The sequence below is a fragment of the Nocardia brasiliensis genome, from assembly GCF_011801125.1.
In the GTDB taxonomy this organism is placed as follows: Bacteria; Actinomycetota; Actinomycetes; order Mycobacteriales; family Mycobacteriaceae; genus Nocardia; species Nocardia brasiliensis_C.
In genome coordinates this window covers 6,040,459-6,063,880 of sequence record NZ_CP046171.1, presented here as the reverse complement: position 1 = coordinate 6,063,880, position 23,422 = coordinate 6,040,459, and the positions used below count along the sequence as shown (strand labels likewise).

At 68.4% G+C, this 23,422-nt stretch carries 19 protein-coding genes; 18 read left to right on the top strand and 1 reads right to left on the bottom strand.

Annotation, left to right across the window (positions count from 1 at the left end; translation table 11 throughout):
* Positions 1 to 23: 23 nt before the first annotated feature.
* Positions 24 to 1,559 carry an AMP-binding protein gene (locus F5X71_RS27420; protein WP_167464604.1) on the bottom strand — a complete coding sequence of 512 codons (1,536 nt, stop codon included), beginning with the start codon at positions 1,557 to 1,559 and terminating at the stop codon, positions 24 to 26.
* Between the two features lie 477 nt (positions 1,560 to 2,036).
* On the opposite strand from F5X71_RS27420, the gene F5X71_RS27415 reads away from it, so the two are divergent.
* From F5X71_RS27415 to F5X71_RS27330, 18 genes are all read left to right on the top strand, one after another.
* The gene (locus tag F5X71_RS27415; RefSeq protein WP_167464603.1) at positions 2,037 to 2,825 is read left to right on the top strand and encodes a 2,3-dihydro-2,3-dihydroxybenzoate dehydrogenase; all 789 of its coding nucleotides are present in this window, start codon (positions 2,037 to 2,039) and stop codon (positions 2,823 to 2,825) included.
* A gap of 31 nt (positions 2,826 to 2,856) precedes the next feature.
* Entirely contained in the window at positions 2,857 to 3,534 is a 678-nt protein-coding gene (locus F5X71_RS27410; protein ID WP_167464602.1) for an isochorismatase family protein, read from the top strand.
* Positions 3,534 to 5,459: an anthranilate synthase family protein gene (locus F5X71_RS27405; protein WP_167464601.1), complete on the top strand. Its 1,926-nt coding sequence runs from the start codon at positions 3,534 to 3,536 to the stop codon at positions 5,457 to 5,459. The genes F5X71_RS27410 and F5X71_RS27405 overlap by 1 nt, the downstream gene beginning before the upstream one ends.
* Positions 5,452 to 6,303 (top strand): SDR family NAD(P)-dependent oxidoreductase, encoded by an 852-nt coding sequence (locus tag F5X71_RS27400; protein ID WP_238815500.1) that lies wholly within the window; start codon positions 5,452 to 5,454, stop codon positions 6,301 to 6,303. The genes F5X71_RS27405 and F5X71_RS27400 overlap by 8 nt, the downstream gene beginning before the upstream one ends.
* A 173-nt stretch (positions 6,304 to 6,476) precedes the next feature.
* Positions 6,477 to 7,340 (top strand): DUF5995 family protein, encoded by an 864-nt coding sequence (locus tag F5X71_RS27395; protein WP_167464600.1) that lies wholly within the window; start codon positions 6,477 to 6,479, stop codon positions 7,338 to 7,340.
* A 107-nt stretch (positions 7,341 to 7,447) separates the two neighbouring features.
* The gene (locus F5X71_RS27390; RefSeq protein WP_167464599.1) at positions 7,448 to 8,377 is read left to right on the top strand and encodes an SGNH/GDSL hydrolase family protein; all 930 of its coding nucleotides are present in this window, start codon (positions 7,448 to 7,450) and stop codon (positions 8,375 to 8,377) included.
* Positions 8,377 to 9,441, top strand: a complete 1,065-nt coding sequence (locus F5X71_RS27385; RefSeq protein ID WP_167464598.1) for a hydroxymethylglutaryl-CoA reductase — start codon at positions 8,377 to 8,379, stop codon at positions 9,439 to 9,441. The genes F5X71_RS27390 and F5X71_RS27385 overlap by 1 nt, the downstream gene beginning before the upstream one ends.
* A complete protein-coding gene (locus F5X71_RS27380; RefSeq protein ID WP_167464597.1) occupies positions 9,438 to 10,616 on the top strand; it encodes a hydroxymethylglutaryl-CoA synthase in 1,179 nt (392 codons plus the stop codon). Before F5X71_RS27385 ends, F5X71_RS27380 begins: the two co-directional genes overlap by 4 nt.
* Before the next feature lie 41 nt (positions 10,617 to 10,657).
* Positions 10,658 to 11,698: a mevalonate kinase gene (mvk, locus tag F5X71_RS27375; protein ID WP_167464596.1), complete on the top strand. Its 1,041-nt coding sequence runs from the start codon at positions 10,658 to 10,660 to the stop codon at positions 11,696 to 11,698.
* Complete coding sequence (gene mvaD, locus F5X71_RS27370) at positions 11,695 to 12,744, top strand: diphosphomevalonate decarboxylase (protein ID WP_167464595.1); 1,050 nt, start codon at positions 11,695 to 11,697, stop codon at positions 12,742 to 12,744. Before mvk ends, mvaD begins: the two co-directional genes overlap by 4 nt.
* Positions 12,731 to 13,882, top strand: coding sequence for a phosphomevalonate kinase (locus F5X71_RS27365; RefSeq protein ID WP_167464594.1), 1,152 nt, complete (start codon positions 12,731 to 12,733; stop codon positions 13,880 to 13,882). Before mvaD ends, F5X71_RS27365 begins: the two co-directional genes overlap by 14 nt.
* Positions 13,857 to 14,939: a type 2 isopentenyl-diphosphate Delta-isomerase gene (gene fni / locus F5X71_RS27360; protein WP_203218381.1), complete on the top strand. Its 1,083-nt coding sequence runs from the start codon at positions 13,857 to 13,859 to the stop codon at positions 14,937 to 14,939. The genes F5X71_RS27365 and fni overlap by 26 nt, the downstream gene beginning before the upstream one ends.
* Before the next feature lie 713 nt (positions 14,940 to 15,652).
* Complete coding sequence (locus F5X71_RS27355; RefSeq protein WP_167464593.1) at positions 15,653 to 16,774, top strand: 3-deoxy-7-phosphoheptulonate synthase; 1,122 nt, start codon at positions 15,653 to 15,655, stop codon at positions 16,772 to 16,774.
* 106 nt (positions 16,775 to 16,880) lie between these two features.
* Positions 16,881 to 19,214, top strand: a complete 2,334-nt coding sequence (locus F5X71_RS27350) for a helix-turn-helix transcriptional regulator (RefSeq protein ID WP_167464592.1) — start codon at positions 16,881 to 16,883, stop codon at positions 19,212 to 19,214.
* Positions 19,215 to 19,293: 79 nt separating this feature from the next.
* Positions 19,294 to 20,304 carry a glucose-6-phosphate dehydrogenase (coenzyme-F420) gene (gene fgd, locus F5X71_RS27345; RefSeq protein WP_174817148.1) on the top strand — a complete coding sequence of 337 codons (1,011 nt, stop codon included), beginning with the start codon at positions 19,294 to 19,296 and terminating at the stop codon, positions 20,302 to 20,304.
* Between the two features lie 30 nt (positions 20,305 to 20,334).
* Positions 20,335 to 21,411, top strand: coding sequence for a nitroreductase/quinone reductase family protein (locus tag F5X71_RS37615; RefSeq protein ID WP_167464591.1), 1,077 nt, complete (start codon positions 20,335 to 20,337; stop codon positions 21,409 to 21,411).
* 144 nt (positions 21,412 to 21,555) lie between these two features.
* The gene (locus F5X71_RS27335) at positions 21,556 to 21,888 is read left to right on the top strand and encodes a hypothetical protein (RefSeq protein WP_194250738.1); all 333 of its coding nucleotides are present in this window, start codon (positions 21,556 to 21,558) and stop codon (positions 21,886 to 21,888) included.
* A gap of 23 nt (positions 21,889 to 21,911) precedes the next feature.
* On the top strand, positions 21,912 to 23,249 hold the full coding sequence (locus tag F5X71_RS27330; RefSeq protein ID WP_167464590.1) for an acyltransferase family protein: 1,338 nt from the start codon (positions 21,912 to 21,914) through the stop codon (positions 23,247 to 23,249).
* The last annotated feature ends 173 nt before the right edge of the window (positions 23,250 to 23,422 follow it).

Below are 23,422 nucleotides of genomic sequence, written 5' to 3'. Positions count from 1 at the left end.
CCTGTGGAGTGAGGGGCTGATGGTCAGCTCTGCTGCGTGATCAGCTGCGACAGGGCGGGGCGCTGGATCTTGCCGGTGGCGGTGCGCGGGAAGTCGTGGAAGTCGACGACGACCGGGTCGGCCATCAGCGGCAGGTCCGCCACCGCCGCGCGCCACGCGGCCTCGTCGAACGGGCGGTCGCGCAGGGCGATTACCGGCACGACGCCGTGATCCTGTTCCAGCACAATGGCTTCCAGTAGCCACGGCATGCGGGCGAGCAGCACGTCCTCCATCGCGATGGCGCTCGGCAGCCGCTTCATCCGTTCGACCTGCCGATCGATCAGGATCAGCTTGCCGAAGCGGGTCCGCTTGCCGTAATCGCCGGTGTCCCACCAGCCGTCGGCGCTGGTGTTGGCCTCGGCCGCCTCCCGCCGGTTGATGTAGGTCTGGAACTGGCCAGCGGAGGTGACCTGGATCCGGCCCGCGGTGCCGTTGGGTACCCGCTTGCCGTCGGGGCCGACGATCCGGGCGCGCGAGTAGCCGGGCGCGGTCCAGCCCGCGGAATGTCCTTCCGGCAGGCGGTTCACCTTGTTGCGGTGCTTGCGCCCGGTGAAGCCCTTGAAGTGCACCTTGGCCGCGATGCCGCCGAGCTCGGATTGGCCGTAGGCCTCGAAGAAGGTCGCGATCCGGTACTTCGAGCCTGCCAGCAGCCGCCGCACGGTGCCGGGGTGGATCACGTCGAAGGTGCTCACGTAGTGCCGCACCGAGGCCAGGGTTCCGTTGTCAGCTAGGTACTCCCACTGCATGAGGGTGTTCGGGTGCGCCTCGAGATAGATCGGCTGATAGCGCTTGATGAACGGCGCCACCGCCTCGCCCGCGTGATCGGACAGGATGACCAGCGGCACGTTGCGGCGCAGCGCGCAGAGCAGACCGGTCACGGTGCGGTAGTGCACGGGGGAGACCGCAACGGCCGCGTAACCGCGCAGCCGGCCGAGGATCGCGGGCACCTCCTGGGCGTAGCCTTGGTGGTCGGTGCCGCGGCGGGTGTACTGCACCAGCTTCGGCACGCCGGTCGTGCCCGAGGTGTGCGTGACGATGTAGGGCGCGGTACCCGGCATCGACACGGCGGTGGTGCGGCGCGGGGCGGTATCGGGCAATCGCGCGGCGAGCTCGGCCCAGTCGTCGACCTGCCGCAGCGCCTCGAGCTGTTCGACCTTGGCGCGGCGATCGGCGGTGGTGACGATGCGTTCGATCGTCACCGGCGCCAGCATGCGGCCGAGGGTCTCGACGTCGAGCGCCGGGCTGAGCAGCACCGGCACGCCGCCGACCGCTGTGAGCGCCGCGATGACGACCATGATGTCCAGCGGTGCGTCCAGCCATACCGCGCAGTAGTCGCCGGGCTTGATGCCGGTGCTCTCGAACAGCGTCGCGGCGCGGCTGGCCGCGTCGGCGACATCGGTCAGTGCCACCTGGTTGTCGACCACCGGCACCGCGACCGAGGAATGGTCGCTGATCCAGGGCCGGGCATCCGGCGCGATCTCGATCAACTGATCGTAGATGAGATTGTGATTTCGAGTCATAGCGTCACTCAATGTTTCGTGTCGGCCGGCGTTCCCGGAATAAACCGGTAGCTCCGGATCGAGCGGGGCTGAGGTTTGCACCCGGACAGGATCGGGACGGCGTGAAACCGTGTGCCCGTTTGTTTCCAGAGGGTTTTCATCGCATGAGTCAGTGGGGGCGATACGCTGCGCTGAGTACTCCCGACTGCACTACAGGTGAGAGTATATGGTTCGATTTCCGGCACCGGCAACGATCCGGCGCTGACAAGTTCCGGGCGAATATTGACAACACCCTGCCAGTCCGGCCTGTTGGCAACTCCCTGCTATACCGGGGTCGTGGCGACGCGGGATAAATTTACCACCGACTCGGCTGTGCGCCGGGTTTATGGATAGGCCTGCCCGCAGTCACGCGCAGCAGACTTCAATTGGCCTTCGAAGATATGCGGCGAGTCCGCAAGGTCTTTGTTCAGGATTCATGACGTAAGTGTGGTGAACATAATGATCGGACCGCAGCAGGCCTCGGATTCCGGGGCACAGCGGATCGCGCTGGTGACCGGCGCCGCGGGTGGCATCGGTCATCGCATCGTGTACCGGCTCGCCGCTCAGGGCATGGTGGTCGTCGCGGTCGACCGGGCGGCGGACGCGTCGAAAGAGCTGCGTGCCATGCCGGGGCAGGTGACGATCGTGCAGGGTGACGTGACCGACCCGGTGGACGTCGAACGCATCGTCGGCGATGTCGAGCGCGATATCGGCCCGCTCGACTACCTGGTGAACGCGGCGGGCATCATGCGCTTCGGCGAGATCGTCGAACTCTCCGAGGACGACTGGGCCGAGACCTTCTCGGTCAATACGACCGGTGTCTTCCGGGTGACCAAGGCGGTGCTGACCCGCATGATCTCCCGACGCCGCGGCGCGGTGGTCACGGTCTCCTCCAATGCCGCGCGTACACCGCGCGCTTCCATGTCCGCGTATTCGGCTTCCAAAGCGGCGGCGACGATGCTCGCCAAATGCGCCGCGCTGGAGGTAGCGAAATACGGAATTCGGTGCAACGTCGTCTCGCCCGGCTCCACCAGGACTGAAATGCTGAAAGCGACCTGGGAGGACGAGGACCGTACCGAGGCCACCATCGCGGGCGTGCCGGAGAAATTCCGGCTCGGCATCCCGCTCGGCCGCATAGCCGATCCCGACGACATTGTCGACGCCGTGGAATTCTTGCTGTCCGACCGAGCCCGGCACATCACGATGCAGGAACTCACCGTGGACGGTGGCGCGACACTCGGCAGCTGAGTGCGCAGAACTTCGATCGATCAGAGGAGTCATGATGTTCGGTGGAATACCCGACGTCATTTCGTATGAAATGCCGGTACCGGACGAGTTGCCGGAGAATATTGTCGACTGGAAAATCGAACCCCGTCGGTCGGTGCTGTTGATCCACGATATGCAGAATTATTTTCTGCGTCCGCTGCGCGCCGGCGGCTCGCCCTACACCGAGCTGGTCGCCAACCTCGCGCTGCTGCGCGAGACCTGCGTGCGGGCCGGGGTGGCCGTCGTCTACACCGCCCAACCCGGCGGGATGACCCCGGCCGAGCGCGGGTTGCTGCGCGATGTCTGGGGCCCCGGCATGACCACGGACGAGACCGATCGCGCGGTGGTGTCCGAATTGACCCCGGGCCCAGCCGATCTGGTGTCCACGAAGTGGCGCTACAGTGCGTTCCACGGCTCCGGTCTGCTCGACCGGTTCCGGGCGATGGGTCGTGACCAGCTGATCATCAGCGGGGTGTACGCGCACGTCGGGGTGCTGGTGACGGCGTGTGAGTCCTACTCCAACGACATCGAGACCTTCCTCGCCGCCGATGCCATCGCCGACTTCACCCGCGAGGACCATCGGATGACGCTGGACTACGCGGCGGCACGCTGCGCGATGGTGCGGACCACCGCGGATCTGGTGGCGGCCGTGCAGTCCGGCACGGACGTCGGCTCCAGGGTGGGTGTGTGATGGCCGGCGGATCGGCCGAGTACGGCCGGGCGCTGCTGGATCGGCTGCTCGCCGAGCCGCGTCAGCCCTTCGCGATGGTGCAGCGCTCGGGTGCCGAGGCGCCGGGCACGGTGGACATCATGGTCGGCGAGTTCGCCGAATTGGCAGGCCTGGACGAGGTGCGGTTGGCCGAACAGGATTCGGGGCTGCTCGTGCTGGTGCCGTATCGGCAGATCGCCGAGCGCGGCTTCCCGTGCAACGACGACGGCACGCCCCTGCTCGCGATGGCGGTGCGCGAGCACGAGCGCACCGAGCGGGAGACGGTGCTCGCGGCGATCGGCCCGGACCGGCTCGGCCCGGACTCGATCGATGCCGCGGGCTTCCGCTTCGACGTCTCCGACGAGGAGTACCGCCGCATCGTGCAGTCGGTCATCACCGACGAGATCGGCACCGGCGAGGGCTCCAACTTCGTGATCAGCCGCTCACTGATCGGGTCGTTCGGGCCGGATCATCTCGACGTCTCGCTCGGGCTGTTCCGCAGGCTGCTCAGCGGCGAACGCGGTGCGTACTGGACCTATCTGGTGCACACCGGCACGCAGACCTTCGTCGGCGCCAGCCCGGAGGCGCACGCGCACTTCGACAACCGCACAGTGTCGATGAACCCGATCAGCGGTACCTACCGGTACCCGCCGGAGGGGCCGACCGAGTCGGGCCTGCTGCATTTCCTCGCCGATCAGAAAGAGAACGACGAACTGTTCATGGTCGTCGACGAGGAGCTCAAGATGATGTCGGCGCTCTGCCCGGCGGGCGGGACGGTGACCGGACCGTTTCTCAAGGAGATGGCGCACCTGGCCCATACCGAGTACCTGCTGCGCGGCCGCACCGAGCTCGGCGTCGCCGAGGTGCTGCGCGAGACGATGTTCGCACCGACCGTGGTCGGCTCGCCGCTGGAGAGCGCCACCCACGTCATCGCCCGCTACGAGTCGGTCGGGCGCGGCTACTACAGCGGCGCCATCGCCTACATCGATCGCGGGGCGGGCGGAGCGGTCCGGCTCGACTCGGCCATCCTGATCCGTACCGCCGTCGTCGACGCCGTCGGCCGGGCCAGGATCACGGTGGGCTCGACGCTGGTCCGGGACTCGGATCCGGTCGGCGAGATGCACGAAACCTATGCCAAGGCAGCGGCTTTGATCAACGGCTCGGTCACCGCGCGGTGGCCGCGGCTGGCCGCGCTGCCCGCGGTCACTGCCGCGCTGCAGAGCCGCAACTCGATCGCCTCACAGTTCTGGTTCGCCGAGGCCGACAACCGGCAGATCGGCACGGCATCGCTGGTCGGCGGTTCGGTGTTGCTGATCGACGCGGCCGACAACTTCACCACGATGCTGGCCAGCATGCTGCGCTCGCTCGGCTTCGACCTGACGATCGTGAGCTGGGACGCCGAGGTGGAACTCGCCGACTACGACCTGGTCGTGCTCGGCCCCGGCCCCGGTGATCCCGGCGCGCTGCACGATCCGCGGGTGCTGGCGATGCGGCGGCGGATCAAGCAGCTCACGGCGGCTGATCAGCCGTTCGCGGCGGTCTGCCTGAGCCACCAGATCCTGTGCTCGGCACTGGGTTTGGAGATCACTAGGCTGGACAAGCCGAATCAGGGTGTGAGCCGCGTGATCTCGCTGTACGGCACCCCGGTGCGTGCCGGGTTCTACAACACCTTCGTGGCCCGCAGCGCGGTCGACGCCTTCGACTCCGTGCTCGGCCGGGTCGAGGTCAGTCGCGATCCGGCGACCGGGGAGGTGTACGCGCTGCAGGGCGAGCGGTTCGCCTCGGTGCAGTTCCACGCGGAATCGGTGCTGTCCCAGGACGGTCCGGCCGTGCTCGCGGCCATCGCGAGCAGGCTGATCGCCCCGCCCGCGGTGCTGGCCGGGGACCGGGTGAGCGTCCGTGGCTAGGCGGCTGGTGCGCCGCGTGCTCGGCCGCATCGCGGATGCGGTGAACCAGCCCGTTCCGGTGCGGCGGGCCAAGGACCCCGAGCCGATCGGCGGCAAACGGATCCTGATCACCGGCGCGTCCGCCGGCATCGGCCGGGCCGCGGCGGTGGCAGCCGCCGCGGCCGGGGCCGAGGTCGTGCTGGTGGCGCGGCGGGAGCCCGAACTCCTTGCGCTGTCCGAGCAGATCCGGGCCGCGGGCGGGAAGGCCGTGTACCGGGCCTGCGACCTCACCGATGACGGTGAGGTCGACGCGCTGCTCGACTGGGTGCGTACCTCGGTCGGCCGGGTGGACGTCCTGGTCAACAACGCGGGCCGGTCCATCCGCCGCCCGATCACGGAGTCGTTCGACCGCATGCACGACTTCCGGCGCACCATGGGCATCAACTACTTCGGCCCGGTCCGGCTCAGCCTCGGTCTGCTGCCCGGCATGCTGGAGTCCGGCCGCGGCCACATCGTCAATGTCGGCACCTGGACCGTGCCCACCGGCACCTCGCCCCGTTTCGCGGCATACCAGAGCTCCAAGACGGCGCTGACCGCGTTCGGTCGCTGCGTGGACGCCGAGCTGTCCGGTCGCGGGGTCGCGGTGACCTCGGTCCACTACCCGCTGGTGCACACCGCGATGAGCGCGCCGACCCCGGAGTATCGCAAGCTGCCCGGCCTGACCCCCGAGCAGGCCGCGGCGTGGATTTTGACCGCGATTCGGCACCGGCCGGTACAGGTGATTCCGCGGTATGTGCCGGTGCTGTGGGCATTGCGGCTGTCGGGTCCGCGCGCGGTGGGCAGGTTGCTGCTGCGGTTCGGGTGAGCGGCGAATCCCCAGGTCGGCGTGCCGGTGACAAGGAGCTGCCATGGAATGGCGACCGACAATCCGATTAGTCTTTGTGTATACACCGGCAAATATCTACCGGTAAATCCCGTGGATTATTCAGAAAGGGCATCATCGTGATGCTACGCAATGGGCGACTCATGGTCGCAACAATGGCTTGCGCGGCAGCGCTCTGGCCCGGATTCGCCGGCCCCGCCGCCGCGGAATCCCCGGTCTCCGCCACGGCCTGCGGCACGCCGCTCGATGCCGCCGAAATCGCCACGATCACCGAGCTCTCCGACATGGACACCATCGCTGGCGCCGACGGTGTGCAGCGCCTCGTCGAGGTCGGCGAGCGCAACGCCCAGATCATGGAAATCCTTGTCGCACACGGTGATCGACGCGGCCTCTTCGCGTTGATGAACGATACCGCGGACCGCGCGACGGTGCTGCCGATGATTCGTTCCGGCGCCGGGCTCACCGACCCGCAGCGCGACGCGCAATTCTTCTTCGAGGGTTACGAAGCGTGGTTGCGCGCCGTGCACGCCGAATTCACCGGCGTGCCGATCGCCTGGCAGTGGGCGCCCTATTTCGGGCTGGCCGGTAATTGCGCGGAGTCCGGCGCATATGTGGCCATGGTCGGCTACAACGCGCATATGAGCGTTGATATCCCGCAGGCGCTCGCCTCGACCGGCATCGGCCCGGACAACTCGGCCGATTACTTCAAGTTGATGGACGCCATCGCCGTCAACAATCCGACGTTGGTCAGCCGCACCAAGCAGACCTACAACGCCGATGTCGGTCCGCTGTGGCGGTTCTATTTCTTCGGTGAGGGCCTCGATCGGATCACCGGCGAGGGCGTCGGCTCGACCATGCTGCTGCGCAGCGCGCTCGCCAGCGTGAACGCCACCAACCTGGCCAACGGCGTCGGCCTGGCCAACCCGGCGACCCGCGGCATCACCACCACCGCGATCAACGCCACGTGGGGAGCCATCGACGGTGTGCTCGCCACGCTCACGAAGGTGAACGGGCTCTAGCACTCGCTGGGCGCGAGCGCCCCGCTGTCTGCCAGCGGCGGCCCCGACAAGGTTCGGGGCCGCCGACTCCGAAACGGACTGAACATCCCCGAAGAGAGATTCGAATCGTGAAGACTTCCACCTCCATCCGACTCCTCGCCGCCGCCTCGCTGTGCGCCGCGTCCGCCCTGCTCGGCACCGCCGCGCCGGCCGCCGCCGACGAGAGCGCCGACGGAAAATCCTTCGTGGCGATCGGCGATTCCTACACCACCAACGGCAACATCATCTACTCGCTCGGCTTCGGCTACGGCGGCGACAAGTCCTGCCAGCGTTCGGACACCTCGTGGCCCAAGCAGCTGGCCGCGCAGATGAACCTGGCCGCGGACGATCTGGAGGACGTCTCCTGCCTCGGCGCGTCCCTGGCCACCCCGCCGCACTACACCGCGACCCACATGGCCAAGCTGGCCGCCTCGGCCGGCGCGTTCGGTTCGAAGACCCGACTGGTCACGATCCAGTTGGGCCAGAACGACATCTGGAACAGCGCCAACCGTCAGCGCGCGCTCGACGCCGAGGTCACCTGCCTGCCGAACTTCATCCAGGGCTGCGGTCCCGACGCCGGGCTGGACGGCCGGGCGCCCGACGCGCGCGGGGTGAACGCCGAGCAGTACGTGGCCTGGATCAAGCCGGTCGTGGACTACGTGCGCTACTACGCGCCGAACGCGCAGATCGTCTTCGTCGGCTACCCGACGATCGGCGAGCGCGGTAACCCGCAGTGGTGCTGGGAGACCCCGGTGGGCCGGATGTCGCAACCGCGTGCCGGCGCGATGACCGAGTTCCTGGACAAGGTCGACGACGCGCAGCGCGGCGCCGCCGCGGCACTGAACGTCGGCTTCTACGACACCAGGGCGGCCACCGCGGGCCACGGCAGCTGCGCCGCGGATTCGTGGATCAACGGGTACTTCAACCCCACCGGTGAGTTCCTGGGCATCCCGTTCCACCCGACCCAGCACGGTGACACGGTCACGGCCACCGGCATCAAGGAACAGTTCGGATTGTGATGACTGAGGATACTTTCGCGGCAGCTACGGTGCCGATGCGCTGGGTCGGACCGCTCAAGATCTCCGGCAACGTCGCCGAGGGCCTGGTCGAGGTCCCGCTGGCCACCTACGAATCGCCCCTGTGGCCTTCGGTGGGGCGCGGTGCCAAGATCTCCACCCTGTGCGAACGCGGCATCGTTGCCACGCTGGTGGACGAGCGGATGACCAGGTCGGTGCTGCTGGAGGCCGACGACGCGGGAACCGCGCTCGCAGCGGCCCGCCAGCTCGCCGCCGAACTGCCGCAGCTGCGCCGGATCGTCAGCGAGTGCAGCCGCTTCGCCGACCTGATCGACCTGCACCACCAGATCGTCGGCAACCTGCTGTTCCTGCGCTTCGAGTTCACCACCGGCGACGCCTCGGGGCACAACATGGTGACCCTGGCGGCCGACACCCTGCTCGGTCACATCGTGAACACCGTGCCCGGTGTCCGCTACGGGTCGGTGTCGGGGAACTTCTGCACCGACAAGAAGGCCTCCGCGGTCAACGGGATCCTCGGCCGGGGCAAGAACGTCGTCGCCGAGATACTGATCCCGCGCGAGATCGTGACCAAGCGGCTGCACACCACCGCCGCGCAGGTGGCCGATCTGAACGTGCGCAAGAACCTGATCGGCACCACGATCGCGGGCGGAATCCGCACGGCGAACGCGCATTACGCGAACATGCTGCTCGGGGTCTACCTGGCGACCGGGCAGGACGCGGCGAACATCGTGGAGGGCTCGCAGGGGATCACCCATGTCGAGGATCGCGACGGGGACCTCTATTTCTCCTGCGCGCTACCGAATCTCATCGTCGGCACCGTCGGCAACGGCAAGGGGCTGGACTTCGTCGAGGCGAACCTGGCCCGGATGGGGTGCCGCGAGAGCAGGGAAGTCGGCGGTAACGCACGGCGGCTCGCCGTGCTCACCGCCGCCGCCGTGCTCTGCGGAGAACTGTCTCTGCTTGCGGCGCAGACAAACCCGGGCGAATTGATGCGGACGCACATCCGCTTCGAGCGCTCGGCATCAGGAGAAGGAACGGGCCAATGACAGTGGCTATCGGAATCCACGACATCGCCATGGCCACCGGCCACTACGCGATGGATCTCGCCGAACTGGCCAGGCACAACGGCGTGGACGTCAACAAGTACTACATCGGCCTGGGGCAGACCTCGCAGACCGTGCCCGCCACCGACGAGGACATCGTCACCATGGCGGCGGCCGCGGCCAAACAGATTGTCGCCAAACACGGTGTCGATGGCATCAGGACGATCCTGTTCGCCACCGAGACCGGGATCGACCAGTCGAAGGCCGCCGCGGTCTACGTGCAGGATCTGATCGGGCTGCCCGCGGCGACCCGCGCCGTCGAGTTGAAGCAGGCCTGCTACGGCGGCACCTCCGCGCTGCAGCTCGCGGTGGGCATCGTCGCCCGCGATCCCGCGCAGCGCGTGCTCGTGATCGCCAGCGACATCGCCAAATACGACGTCGACTCCGGCGGCGAGGGCACCCAGGGCGCCGCGGCGGTCGCGATGCTGATCTCGGCGAACCCGGATCTCGCGGTCGTCGACGAGACGGTCGGGCTCTACACCGCGAACGTCCAGGACTTCTGGCGCCCCAACTACCGCTCCACCCCGCTGGTGGACGGCAAGCTCTCGGTCGGGGCCTACCTCGAGGCCGTCGAGCAGGCATGGAAGGACTACGAGGCCAGGGGCGGGCGCGGCGTCACCGAGTTCGCCGGCTTCTGCTACCACCAGCCGTTCACCAAGATGGCCTACAAGGCGCACACCCGGCTGCTCGAGCTCAAGGGCATCGAGGCGAGCACGGCCCGCCTGTACGCGGATCTGGCGCCGACCACGATCTACAACCGGGCGATCGGCAACAGCTACACCGCCTCGCTGTTCGTCGGGCTGATCTCGCTGCTCGACCACTGCGAGGATCTCGACGGCAAGTCGGTGGCGCTGTTCAGTTACGGGTCGGGCTGTGTCGCCGAGTTGTTTTCGGTCACAATGGTTCCTGGGTACCGCGAACACCTGCGGACCGCGGAGAACCGGGCGGCGATCGCACGTCGTGAGCCCATCTCGTACGAAAAATATCGTGCCCTGCGCAATGTCGCGCTGCCCGAGGACGGCACGGAGCTGGTGCTCGACGAGACGAGCGGCAGTCCGTTCCGGCTGACGGCGATCGCGGGACATTCGAGAATCTACGGGGCGGCCCGCGCGCAGTGATGCGGGTGCGGACCGATCCACACCGAGAGTGAAATGCGCTGATGGAGAACGGAATGTGGCCCCAACGCAGTGTGCTGGCGGCACGCGGGCACGCGGCGCCCGAGCGCGCCGACGGCGAGGTCGGCACCGGGCGCGCGAGCGCCAAGCTGATCTTGTTCGGTGAGCACGTCGTGCTGTACGGCAAGCCCGCGATCTCGCTGCCGGTGCCGTCGCTGCCGGTGACCGCGCGTGCCCGCCGCAGGCCCGGCCCGGTCGCGATCGAATCGTCGACCCTCGACTCCGGCCGACGGGAACTCTCGGCGGCCTCCCATCTCGACGCCTCCGCGGTGCCCCGGCTGGCCGTCTCCGCGGTCTGCGAGTACCTCGACCGCCCGGACGACGGGCTGTTCGTCACGGTCGACAGCGGTATCCCGGCGGGACGTGGCTTCGGCTCCAGCGCCGCGAGTTCGGCCGCCATCATCGAGGCGGTGGCCGCGCTGTGGGGCCGAGAACTGGACGGCGACACCATGTTCGCCCTGATCCAGCAGTCCGAATCATTCGCGCACGGCAAGGCCAGCGGCGTGGACGCGCGCACGGTGATCAGCAGGGGCGGCCCGATGTGGTTCCAGGACGGCGCGGTCGCGGCGCTCCCGGTGGCCGAGGGCGCGGCGCGGCCGGTGCTGGTGGTGGCCGATACCGGGGTGAACGGCAGTACCAGGCAGGCGGTTTCGACCGTGCACCGCAATCTCGTCACCCTCGGCGCGGCGGGCACCGACCTGCTGGCGCGGGCGGGGGCGATGACCAGCGCCGCCGCGGCCGACCTGGCCGAGGGCCGCTTCGCCGAGGTGGGCGCGAAGATGACCGCGACCCATTTCATCCTCGACCGGCTCGGCGTGAGCTGCCCCGAGATCGAGACGCTGGTCGGTGCCGCGCTGGAGGCGGGCGCCTTGGGCGCCAAGCTGTCCGGCGGCGGTCTTGGCGGCTGTGTCATCGCCCTCGCCGAGGACGAGGCCGCCGCCGCGCACCTGCACGGTGTGCTGCTGGCCGCGGGCGCGGACCGCTGCCACACCGTCGCGTTGCGCGCGGACGGAGCGCGCTCGTGAGTACACCGGAGGCGGCGGCGCGCGTCGGCGCCGAGGGCGTCACCGCGACCGCGTACCCGAACATCGCCCTGATCAAATACTGGGGCAAACGTGATGAGGCACTTCATCTTCCGGTCACCAGCAGCCTGTCGTTGACCCTCGGCGTCTTCGCGACCGTCACCACCGTGACGATCGCGGAGGACCTCCCGGCCGACAGTGTCACCGTGGCCGACGGTCCCGCGGCGCAGGCCTTCGCCGCCAAGGTCGTCGGATTCCTGGACCTGGTAAGGGATTTGGCGGGCGATCGGCGTCGCGCCCGGGTGCACACCGTCAATACCGGGCCGACCGGGGCCGGCCTTGCCTCCTCGGCCTCGGGGTTCGCCGCGCTCGCGGTGGCGGCGGCCGCCGCCTATGGTCTCGACCTGGACGAGCGCGCGCTGTCGCGGCTGGCCCGGCGCGGCTCCGGCAGTGCCTCGCGCTCGATCTTCGGCGGCTTCGCCCAGTGGCATCGCGGCGAAGGCGTCGGCGCCGCAGGCGATCTCAGCAGCTACGCCGAACCGATCGAGGCGCCGCTGCTCGACCCCGCGTTGGTCGTCGCGCTGGTCGATGCCGGCGAGAAGTCCATCACGAGCCGGGCGGCGATGCGGCGCACCGTCGACACCTCGCCGTTCTATCAGCCGTGGGTGCGCTCCAGCGAACAGGATCTGCGCGATATGCACACCGCCATCGCGGCAGGCGATCTGGCGGCGGTGGGTGAGATCGCCGAACGCAACGCGCTCGGCATGCACGCCACGATGCTGGGCGCCCGCCCGGCCGTGCGTTACTTCGCGCCGGGGTCGATGCGGGTGCTCGACCGGGTGGTCGCGCTGCGCGCCGATGGCGTCGCGGCGTACGCGACGATGGACGCGGGCCCCAACGTCAAGGTGCTCTGCGATCAGCGCGACAGCGCCGTGGTTGCCGCGGCACTGGCTGAGACCGACCCGGCGATGCGGGTCATCGTGGCCACACCAGGCCCCGGCGCGGCGCTCGGCGGCTCGGCCGAATCGAGTGCCCATGTACACCGTTGACGTTCCGGGCAAGCTGTACATCGCCGGTGAATACGCGGTGCTGGAGCCGGGCGGCGCGGCGGTGCTCATCGCGGTGGATCGCTACCTGACCGTCGCGGTCGGCCCGGCGCCCGCCGACGCGCCGTCGCGCCGGACCGTCACCACCGCACACACCGGGGCCCATCCGGTCGAGCTGCTCCGCCGCGGTGCGACAACCGGTGCGGCGGTGGCGGATCCGGCCGACGCCGCTGCCCTGCGGCACGTGCTCACCGCGGTCGATCTGGTCGAGCGGCTCGCCGTGGAACGCGGTGAGCAGTGGGTCGGCTTTCACCTCGACATCAGTTCGGCGCTGGACGACGCGGCGACCGGGCGCAAGTTCGGGCTCGGCTCCTCGGGCGCGGTGACCGTCGGCGTGGTGCGCGCGCTGGTGCGGGCCTACCGGTTCGACCTGGACGAGGACGCACTGTTGCGGCTGGCCCTGCTGACCGCCTTCGCGGTGGATCCGCGGTGTTCGGGCGGCGACGTCGCGGCGTCGCTGCTCGGCGGCTGGGTCGCCTACCGCGCGCCGGATCGGACACAGGTGGCCGCGCAGTTCGCCGCGCCCGACACCAAGATCACCGATCTGCTCTGGCAGCCGTGGCCGGAGCTGTCCGCCCGGCGCGTGCCCGCACCACGGACGATGAGTCTCGAGGTGGGCTGGTCGGGGCGGCCCGCGGTCTCCAGTGGGCTGGTCGAGCTGCTGCGCAACGGCATCGCGGGCGATTCGGCGGCCTACAGCCGGTTCGTCGTCGCCAGCAATGCCTGTGTCGCGGCCCTTGTCGCGGCACTGGAGGCCGGCGACGACGCGTCCGTCGGCACGGCCGTGGCCAGCGCGGGCGCGCTGCTGCGCGCGGTGAGCGCGCTGGCGGGCGTGGCGATCGAGACCGCGGAGCTGGCCGCGCTGCGCACCACCGCCGAGGCGCTCGGCGCGGTCGCGAAGAGCTCCGGCGCGGGCGGCGGCGACTGCGGCATCGCGCTGCTCGCCCCCTCTGGCGTCCCGAACTTGCGCGCGCAGTGGCGAGCGGTCGGCATCACGCCGCTCGAACTGCGTGTGCATCAACCGTTTTCAGCGAAAGGCAAGTCCAGTGACATCAGTGTCGGAGATCTACGGCAGCCGTAAAGACGACCATGTCCGTCTCGCGGTGGAGCAGCATCACCTGCGCAGCGCGGGCCTGGAGCCGAACCAGTTCGACGAGGTGCGTTTCGTGCACCACGCGCTGGCGGGCAGCGCCGAGTCGGCGGTGTCGCTCGGCACCCAGGTCGCCGGAATCGCTTGGGACGTACCGTTGTACATCAACGCGATGACCGGGGGCAGCGCGGGCACGGGGGAGATCAACCGTGGCCTCGCCATCGCGGCCAGGCAGACCGGGGTGCCGATCGCCTCCGGCTCGATGAGCGCCTATCTCGCCGAGCCCGCGGTCGCGCCGACCTATCGGGTGCTGCGCGAGGAGAATCCGGACGGGTTCGTCATCGCCAACGTCAACGCCAACGCGACGCCCGAAATGGCCCAGCGCGCAGTCGATCTGATCGCGGCCGACGCGCTGCAGATCCACATCAACACGATCCAGGAGATCGTGATGCCCGAGGGTGATCGGGACTTCTCCGCCTGGCCGCGCCATATCGCCAGGATCGTGGCGGCGTTGGACGTGCCGGTGATCGTCAAGGAGGTCGGGTTCGGGATGAGCGCGGCCGCAGTGCGGCGCGCGGCCGAGCTCGGGGTCTCGATCGTCGACGTATCCGGCCGTGGTGGCACTAATTTCGCCACCATCGAGAACGCCCGCCGCCCGCACGAGGACTTCGCCTACATGCGGGACTGGGGGCAGTCCGCGCCCGCCTGCCTGATCGATGCCGCCGGCGTCGCCCAGCAGCGCGATCTGAGCCTGCTCGCCTCCGGTGGCGTGCGCCATCCGCTCGACGTGGTGCGGGCGCTCGCGCTCGGCGCGCGTGCGGTCGGGGTGTCGGGCTACTTCCTGTCCGTGCTGCAGAGCGCCGGTGTCGACGCGCTGGTCTCGACCATCGTCGACTGGCTCACCCAGATCCGGCAGCTGATGGTGGTGCTCGGCGCGCAGACGGTGCCTGACCTGGCGCGCACGGACGTGCTGCTGAGCGGCAACCTCGCCGAGTTCTGCCGGCTGCGCGGTATCGATCCGGGCGGCTACGCCCGGCGGGATCGCTGACGATAGCGAAACGACAGCCGCGCGATCGTGCGCCGATGGCGCGCCGTGTCACGCTTTCTGGGCGGCACAGCTGTGCCCGCCGACCGATATCGAGTTCTCCAGTCGTACCCGACCGCAGCGTGCCTGTCCGCACGCTGCGGTCGGCGTGCGTTGCGGCGCACGACCCCGCGATATCGCGTCCGTAATTTCCGGCCTATCGACCGGCAATAGTGAAAAGAAAGTGTTCGGATAATTCGTAAATCGACGTGACGGGCGTCACACTTGACCGTCCGTTTTCGGGGTGTCACGCTATTGGGGCGGCACAGTTGTGTCCGTATCCGAATTCAGCACATCTCGCGCGGAATGTCGCGCGTGATTTACTCCCGCTGTTGTTCGCGCGTTCGGTGCGCATTCTCTACACCGAGAATTCAGGTTATCCGGTGGTCATAGGAATTATGGCCGCCGTCGTCGCATGTCGGCCGGGGACCAGGGTCGATCTCCACCGCTGCGGCGAAACGCGGGTCCGACCCGAGGATTTCCACCCTTCGCGAAGGAGAAAACATGCGCAGCACATTGATCGCGGGCCCGGATCGACTCAGGCCTCAACGACGATGTGGTGCGGTTGTTCAGCGAGTTCGACGCCGCCGAGAAATGCACCTCACGGGCACCCGGCGGCGGCAGCTGTTCCATGACCGGGGCCTGACTTTTCACCTGCAGGCCGAAAGGTTACTGGAATGAATACTGATATCGCGATCGCCACCCCGCGGGCCGACCTGGAGGATCGGCGCACGCTGAGTGTCAGCCCGCTGCGCTCGCCCGCCGAGGTGCGCCACGCGCACCCGATCGACGAGACGCTCGCCGCGATGGTGCACGCGGGCCGCTGGGCCACCGTGGACGTGCTCTCCGGGGCCGACGATCGGCTGATGGTGATCGTCGGGCCGTGCTCGGTGCACGACCCGGAGGCCGCGCTGGACTACGCGCGCAGGCTGGCGGTCAAGGCCGCCGAACTCGACGATCGGCTGCACGTGGTGATGCGGGTGTACTTCGAGAAGCCGCGCACCACGCTCGGCTGGAAGGGCCTGATCAACGATCCGCACCTGGACGGCTCCTTCGACATCGACACCGGGCTGCGGCTCGGCAGGCAACTGCTGGTGGAGATCACCGCGCTCGGGCTGCCGGTGGCGTGTGAGTTCCTCGATCCGATCACCCCGCAGTACATCGCGGATCTGGTGTCCTACGGCGCCATCGGCGCGCGCACGGCCGCGAGTCAGGTGCACCGCCAGCTCGCCAGCTCGCTGTCCATGCCGGTCGGCATCAAGAACGGCACCGACGGTGACGTGCAGGTGGCGGTCGACGGCGTGCGCGCCGCGGCGGCCGGGCACGTCTTTCCCGGTATCGACCTGGACGGCCACTGCGCGCTGATCCAGACCACAGGGAACACCGACTGCCACGTGATTCTGCGCGGCGGCAGCAGCGGCCCGAACTACGACGCCGCCTCGGTGGCCGAGGCCTGCCTGCGGTTGGAGCGGGCGGGGCTGCCGCCGCGGTTGGTGGTCGACGCCAGCCACGGAAACAGCGACAAGGACCACAACAAGCAGGTCGACGTGGTGACCGATATCGCGGCCCGGTTGGCCGCGGGCGAGCGCGGTGTGGTCGGGGTGATGCTGGAGAGCTTCCTGGTCGGCGGTCGCCAGGATCTCACCCTCGGCGCGGCGGGCACGCTCGCCTACGGGCAGTCCATCACCGACGCCTGCCTGGGCTGGTACGCCACCGCCGCGCAGCTCGATCGGCTCGCCGCCGCGGTCGCCACCCGCCGCAGGCACGCGCGCTCGATCGGCACCAGGCTCCCGGCGTAGCCGATATCGCGCTAGATCAACAGCTTTGGGCCCATGGCGCTGCCGTCACGCAGCACGGGTCGCACGGCGCCATGGGCCATGGTTGGCCACCAGTGAGGAGGACAACGTGCCGAGTAGTACCAATCTGCAGTGGCCGACCGCGGGGTTGGGCCTGATCACCGACGACGACGCGGACATCGACAGCTTCCGGCTGCCCGGTCTCGTCGGACGCGACAAGGAAGTCAACGAAATCCGTTGCCTGATCGATGATCCCAGGGTTCATCTGCTCACGCTGACCGGACCGGCCGGCGTGGGCAAGAGCCGGGTGGCGCAGGAAGCATTGGCGTTCAATGAGTTCCGCTCCGCGACGACCACCACCGTGGATCTCGCGGAGATGCGCAACCGTCGCGAGGCCTGGCGGGCGATCCGTGCCGCAGTCGGGCCGTGCACCGACGAGCACGAAAAGGTCGACGCCGAAACGATATTGGCGTCGCTCGAAGCCGAGATCGGTCCCGACCGGACCATCCTGCTGCTGGACAACTGCGACCTGGTCTCGGGCGTCATCGCCCGCGACGTCTCCCGACTGCTGCAGCGCTGCTCGAACCTGTCTGTCGTGGCGACCAGTCGGGTGGTGCTGAACCTGCACCGGGAGTACGTCGTCTCGGTGCGCCCGCTGCGCACCCGATCCGATTCCGGGCCCAACCGGCCCGCGTCCTCGGCCGCCGCGCAACTGCTGCTGGCCGGCATCGACAGCCGCTATCGGAGCTCGGCGGCGAATCGGCTGGTCCTCGACGAGATCGCGCACGAGGTGGACGGGGTGCCGCTGGCGCTGGAGCTGGCCGCGATCACGATCAACCGGATCGGGTCCGCGCAGACATTGCAGCTGATCCGATCCGGCGAGGGGCTCACTCCGCTGCCGTTCGTGGACATCCCGCTGCGGCATCGTTCGCTGCACGACGCGGTCGCGTGGGGCATCGATCGGCTCGACGAGAGCACCGTCGATGTCCTGCTGCATCTTTCGCTGTGCGAATCGGCGGTGGACCCCGACACCGTCTCGCTGATGGTCGATCTGGAGGAGACGTTCGTCGGCGGCACCCTGAGCACGCTGATCGGGCACAGCCTGTTGCAGCGCACGGTCACCGACGCAGGCCATCCCAGCTACGAGCTGATCGCCACGGTGCGTGCCTACTGCCATCGGCTGCTGCGGACCGACGCCGCGCGCGGCGAGCGGATTCGGCGCAACCACGCTGATCGACTGTGCGAGTTGGCCGTTCGGATCGCCGACGAGCTGGGCAGGCCGCAGCGGCGGGCGGCGGCGCTGAAGATCGCCGAGCAGCGGGTGCCCGATTTCCTGGCCACCGTCGCCCGCCTGATCGAGCTCGGTAGGGCCGAACGCGCCGTCGAGCTCGCCGCGCTGCTCGAGGACGTCTGGGTGCAGTTCGGCTGCCTGCCCGAGCTGGAACGGACGCTGCTGCGCTTCCTCGACGACCCGGCGGACCGGCTCGAAACCGTCGATCCGGCAATGCCTTCGGCGATGGAGCTGCTCGGTGACTTGGCACTGCGGTCGGGTCGCAGCGCCCGTGCGGTGGACCTGTTCGCCCGTGCCGCGGCGACCTATCACCGGATCGGTGACACCGCCGGTGTCGGCCGGGCCACGGTGCGGCTCAGCGCCGCTCAGCTCGCGACCGGTCAACCGGTGCGAGCCAGGGAGCAGCTGATGCGGGCACTGCGCAAGGCGGGCACGGGCGGCGAATCATGGCGCCACCTGGCCGAGATCTACCTGGAGGTGCTCGCGCTGCCCGACCCGCTGAGCCAACGGGACGAGGACTGGGCCTCGATCCGGCACCGCGTCCAGCGGCTCGGTGAGGTGGATCGAATGCGCGTGCTCAACGTGCTGGCGCACACCCAGCTCAGCGCCGAGACCGCGCACCGGGCGCTCGAGCTGTTCCGGTCCGCCCTGCGGATTCCGCAGAGCGGGCGGCACCTGCTCGAGACACTCGACGCGGTGGAGGGCTGCGCGAGCGCCTACCGCATGGCCGACGCCGAATTCGGCGAGGCCGCGGCAACCCTGTTCGGCGCGGTGCATCAATTGCGCAACGCCTATGCGATTCCGCTGCCGGAGGATATCGGCGGCGAAAATGCGAGGGCGGCGCATCTCCTTCGACCGGAAACGGCCGGAAATCTGCGAGATATCGTCGACCGGGCGCTGTCCGGTCCGGCGATTCCGGTCGGCTCCGGCTCACCGCTGGCCAGCTTGACGAAAAGGCAGCGGGAAATCGCATTACTGGTCGCCAACGGCATGACGAATCGCATGATCGCCAGCGAGCTCGGCATCGCCGAATGGACGGTGATCAATCATCTCCGGCTGGTGATGTCCAAGCTGGAGTGCCCATCCAGGCTGCACGTCGCCTTGGTGGTGAAAGGCGAACAAGATCCCCACGCCATGGCAGGTCATTCCTGACAGGGGCTTGTTATTTTTCCAGTCCGGAGTCGGCGATAGGCTCTGGTGAATCCGCAAAAACGCAATCGAGGGATTAATCGTGACGGAACTTCGACTCGGATACAAGGCATCGGCGGAACAATTCGCTCCGCGTGAACTTGTCGAGCTCACGGTGTCGGCCGAGGAAAACGGTTTCGACAGCGCAATGATCAGCGATCACTTTCAGCCGTGGCGCTTCAACGGCGGGCACGCGCCATTCTCGTTGGCGTGGCTGGCCGCGGTCGGTGAGCGCACCAACCGAATTCAGATCGGCACCTCGGTGCTGACGCCGACCTTCCGCTACAACCCGGCCGTGATCGCGCAGGCGTTCGCGACGATGGCCTGCCTGTACCCGGGACGCGTGATGCTCGGCGTCGGGTCCGGTGAGGCGCTCAACGAGATCGCCACCGGCTTCATCGGCGAATGGCCGGAGTTCAAGGAGCGCTACGCGCGGCTGCGGGAATCGGTCGAGCTGATGCGGGCGCTGTGGACCGGCGACCGGGTCGACTTCGACGGCGAGTACTACAAGACTGTCGGCGCGTCCATCTACGACGTTCCGGCCGAAGGTGTTCCGGTGTATATCGCCGCGGGCGGGCCGCTGGTCGCGCGGTACGCGGGCCGCGTCGGCGACGGCTTCATCTGCACCTCGGGCAAGGGCATGGAGCTCTACACCGAGAAGCTGATGCCCGCGGTCGCCGAGGGTGCCGAGAAGGCGGGCCGCACCGTCGCCGACGTCGACACCATGATCGAAATCAAACTCTCCTACGAGACGGATTACGACCTGGCCCTGCAGAACACGCGGTTCTGGGCGCCGCTGTCGCTGACACCGGAGCAGAAGCACAGCATCTCCGATCCGATCGAGATGGAGGCCGCCGCCGACGCGCTGCCGATCGAGCAGATCGCCAAGCGCTGGATCGTCGGCACCGACCCCGACGAAGTGGTCTCGCGTATCGAGCCCTACATCGATGCCGGTATGCGGCACTTGGTCTTCCACGCACCCGGACACGACCAGTCCCGCTTCCTCGAGCTGTTCGCCAGGGATCTCGCGCCCCGGCTGCGCAAGCTCGGCTAGTTCGATCACCAAGACCCGACAGGATTGACAATGCAGAAACTCACGGTGGAGCGCGTCATCGCGGCTCCGATCGACAAGGTCTTCAACTGGTTCGCCGATACCGAGAACTACTCGGCTTCCCAGGCTGTGTTGCAGAACAAGCTGATTCAGCCCGCCGCCGACGTGCCCTACGGTGTCGGGGCGGTCCGCAAGGTCACCTGGTTCTTCGGCCGCTACACCGAGCGGATCACCGCCTACGACGCCCCGCACAAAATCGGCTGGGTGATCGAGAGCGGCTTCCCTGCCATCCGGCACCAGGGCGCCGAGCTGAACTTCAGCGAGGTGGCGGGCGGTACCCGGGTGGTGCTGACCACCACCGCCGAGGCCGCGATTCCGTTCGGCGCCGACTTCGCCACGCGCACTTTCGGATTCCCGGTGCTGGCGGCCGGCTACCGCAGCGTGCTGAAGACCGCCGAGGTCGCGATCACCTCGCCGCGCAAGGCGCAGCAGATCACCCGCCAGGGCTGGCTCGCCAAGCCGCGCAACTATGTCTTCGACCAGGTGCTCAAGCTGATCCGCAACATTCATCACCTGATGCTGAAGGTCAGCGGCGGCAAGTGGGGCAACAAGCAGTTCGGCATGGCCGCCATCGAATTGCATGTCCTCGGCCGTAAGTCGAAGGCGCGGCGCACCGCCGTGCTGTGGGTGCCGGTCATGGAGCCCGGCCGGGTAGTGCTGGTGGCCTCCAAGGAGGGCGACGACCGCGATCCCGAGTGGTACAAGAACCTGGTCGCCACGCCCGAGGTGGAGCTCACCATCGACGGCGTCACCACGCCGTGGCTGGCGCACACCGCCGATGCCGAGGAGAAGGCCGAGCTGTGGCCGCGAATCGTCAAGGCGTACCACGGTTTCGCGGTGTACCAGACCCGCACCGACCGTGACATTCCGGTCGTCGTGTGTGTCCCGCGCGAGAACGTGGGCTCCGAGGCGGACAAGGCGTTCGCCGCGGGTAAGGCGAAGGCCGCCGCCTGGAAGGCGAAGGAGACCGCCGCGGCGAAGGGCGGGGCCAAGCCCGCCGCCGGTGGTGCGTCCGCGGGCGCGGCCAAGCCCGCCGCCGCCCGCAAGTAGTCGAACCGGGGTCGGAAGGCCTTACCCGGCAACCGATCCCGTCTATGTATCTGATCGCCGAATGTATCCGATTGAGGTGTTGACGTGATGAAAACCCTGCTGCCAATTCGTGTTGCTCTGGCGGTTCTCGGTAGTGCGGCCATCGTGACCGCGACCGCGGCCTGCGGCAGCGACTCCGATTCGTCGACCACGACGCCGAGCACCTCGGCCGTGGCGCCTGCGCCGGTCGCCAGCTCGTCGCAGGCGCCCGCGCCTGCTCCGGAACCCGCCCCGGCCCCGGCTCCCGCGCCCGAACCCGCGCCTGCCCCGGCACCCGCGCCCGCACCGGAACCGGCGCCTGCCCCCGCACCCGCTCCGAAGCCGGCCCCCGCACCCGCGCCCAAGCCGGCTCCCGCGCCCGCCCCCGCGCCGAAGCCCGCGCCCAAGCCGGCGCCGGAACTGCCGGACCCCGGCTTCGATCCCAAGGCCGGCTACTGAGCACACGATAGAACGAGGTCGCCGTGACCGACACCCGATCGACACCGCGGGCGAACCCCGCGGTGTCGTCCGAGATCGCGCAAAGCCGCCCGGCCCTGCCGTCGCTGACGGGGGCCAGGTGGTGGGCGGCATTCGCCGTCTTTGTCCTTCATGCCCTGGTGTTTCTTCCGGTCTATCCGTTCCAGAAATCGGAACTGTTCCGCAAGATCCACTTCTTCGTGCCCATGCAGCTCGGGGCGGCCGGCGTCACGTTCTTCTTCGTGCTCTCCGGATTCATCATCTACTGGTCGTTCAAGCCAGGCGCCTCGGTGCTGCGGTTCTATTGGCGCCGCGTACTGAAGATCTATCCGTCGCATCTGTTCGCGGCGCTGGCCTTCATCGTGGTCGCCAGCGTGCCGCTGCACCGGCTGGTGGTCTGGGTGCCGAACCTGCTGCTGGTGCACACCTGGATTCCGAAGTCCACCACCGTCGGTGGGCTCAATGTGCCGTCCTGGTCGCTGGCCTCGGAGATGCTGTTCTACCTGAGCTTCCCGCTGGTGCTGCCGCTGGTCCGGCGGATCCGCACCGAACATCTGGTGCGGGCGATGGTGGTGCTGTTCCTGTTCATCCTCGCGTTGCACACCGCGTACTTCCTGTTCGTCGACGGACCGAAGGGCATCGAGAACGCCTTCGCCCCGCGACTGGTGCCCGGTGACGCATCGCCGATGTACGAATTGCACGCCTCACCAGCGTGGTTCGCTCGCGACGACATTCCGGTCGCGCTGTCGTACTGGCTGAGTTACAACTTCCCCCTGTCGCGGCTGCCCGAGTTCTTCCTCGGCGTGCTCGCGGCCCGGATGGTGCTCGAGGGCCGGTGGCGCAATGTCAAGATGGGTCCGCCGCTGGCGCTGCTCGTGCTCGCGTACGCGGCCACCTGGGTGCTGCCGGTGAACTACAAGATGTCGGCGCTGCTGCTGGCGCCGATGACCGCGGTGGTCGCCACGCTCGCCGCCCGGGATCTGCAAGGCATTCCCGGATTGAATTCGTCCAAGCCGATGGTGTGGCTCGGCAACGTCTCGTTCGCCTTCTACCTGATCCAGTTCCCGGTGATGGTGTTGATCACCAGGCTGTTCATCGGCGGACACCAGTTCGGCTGGGCGGGCTGGCTGGGCTGGGCGCTGCTGTCCATGGTCGTCTCGACCGTGGCGGGTGCGGCCATGTACCACTGGATCGATCTCCCCTTGATGACCCGGTTCTCCGGTCGTCGCCGCGCCGCGCCGTCAGCGGAGGAGAAATCGAAAACCCTGGTGGTGTCGAGCGAACCGAAGCCCGTGGTGGCGAGTCCGAGTGAATCGCAGACAGTGAATTCCCCCGTTCGTTGACCTGCCACCCCTGATGCACCGGCCGTCCGGAAATAGCACCTCCGGCGGCCGGTGCCTGTTTTATTCGAGCAGAAACAACGGTGGATCATCATGCGCCAAGATCTCGCGGAACGGCCGCGGAAACCAGCATATCCGGCAGCGAATTCCAGCTGCGCGGACCAGCGCACGCCGTG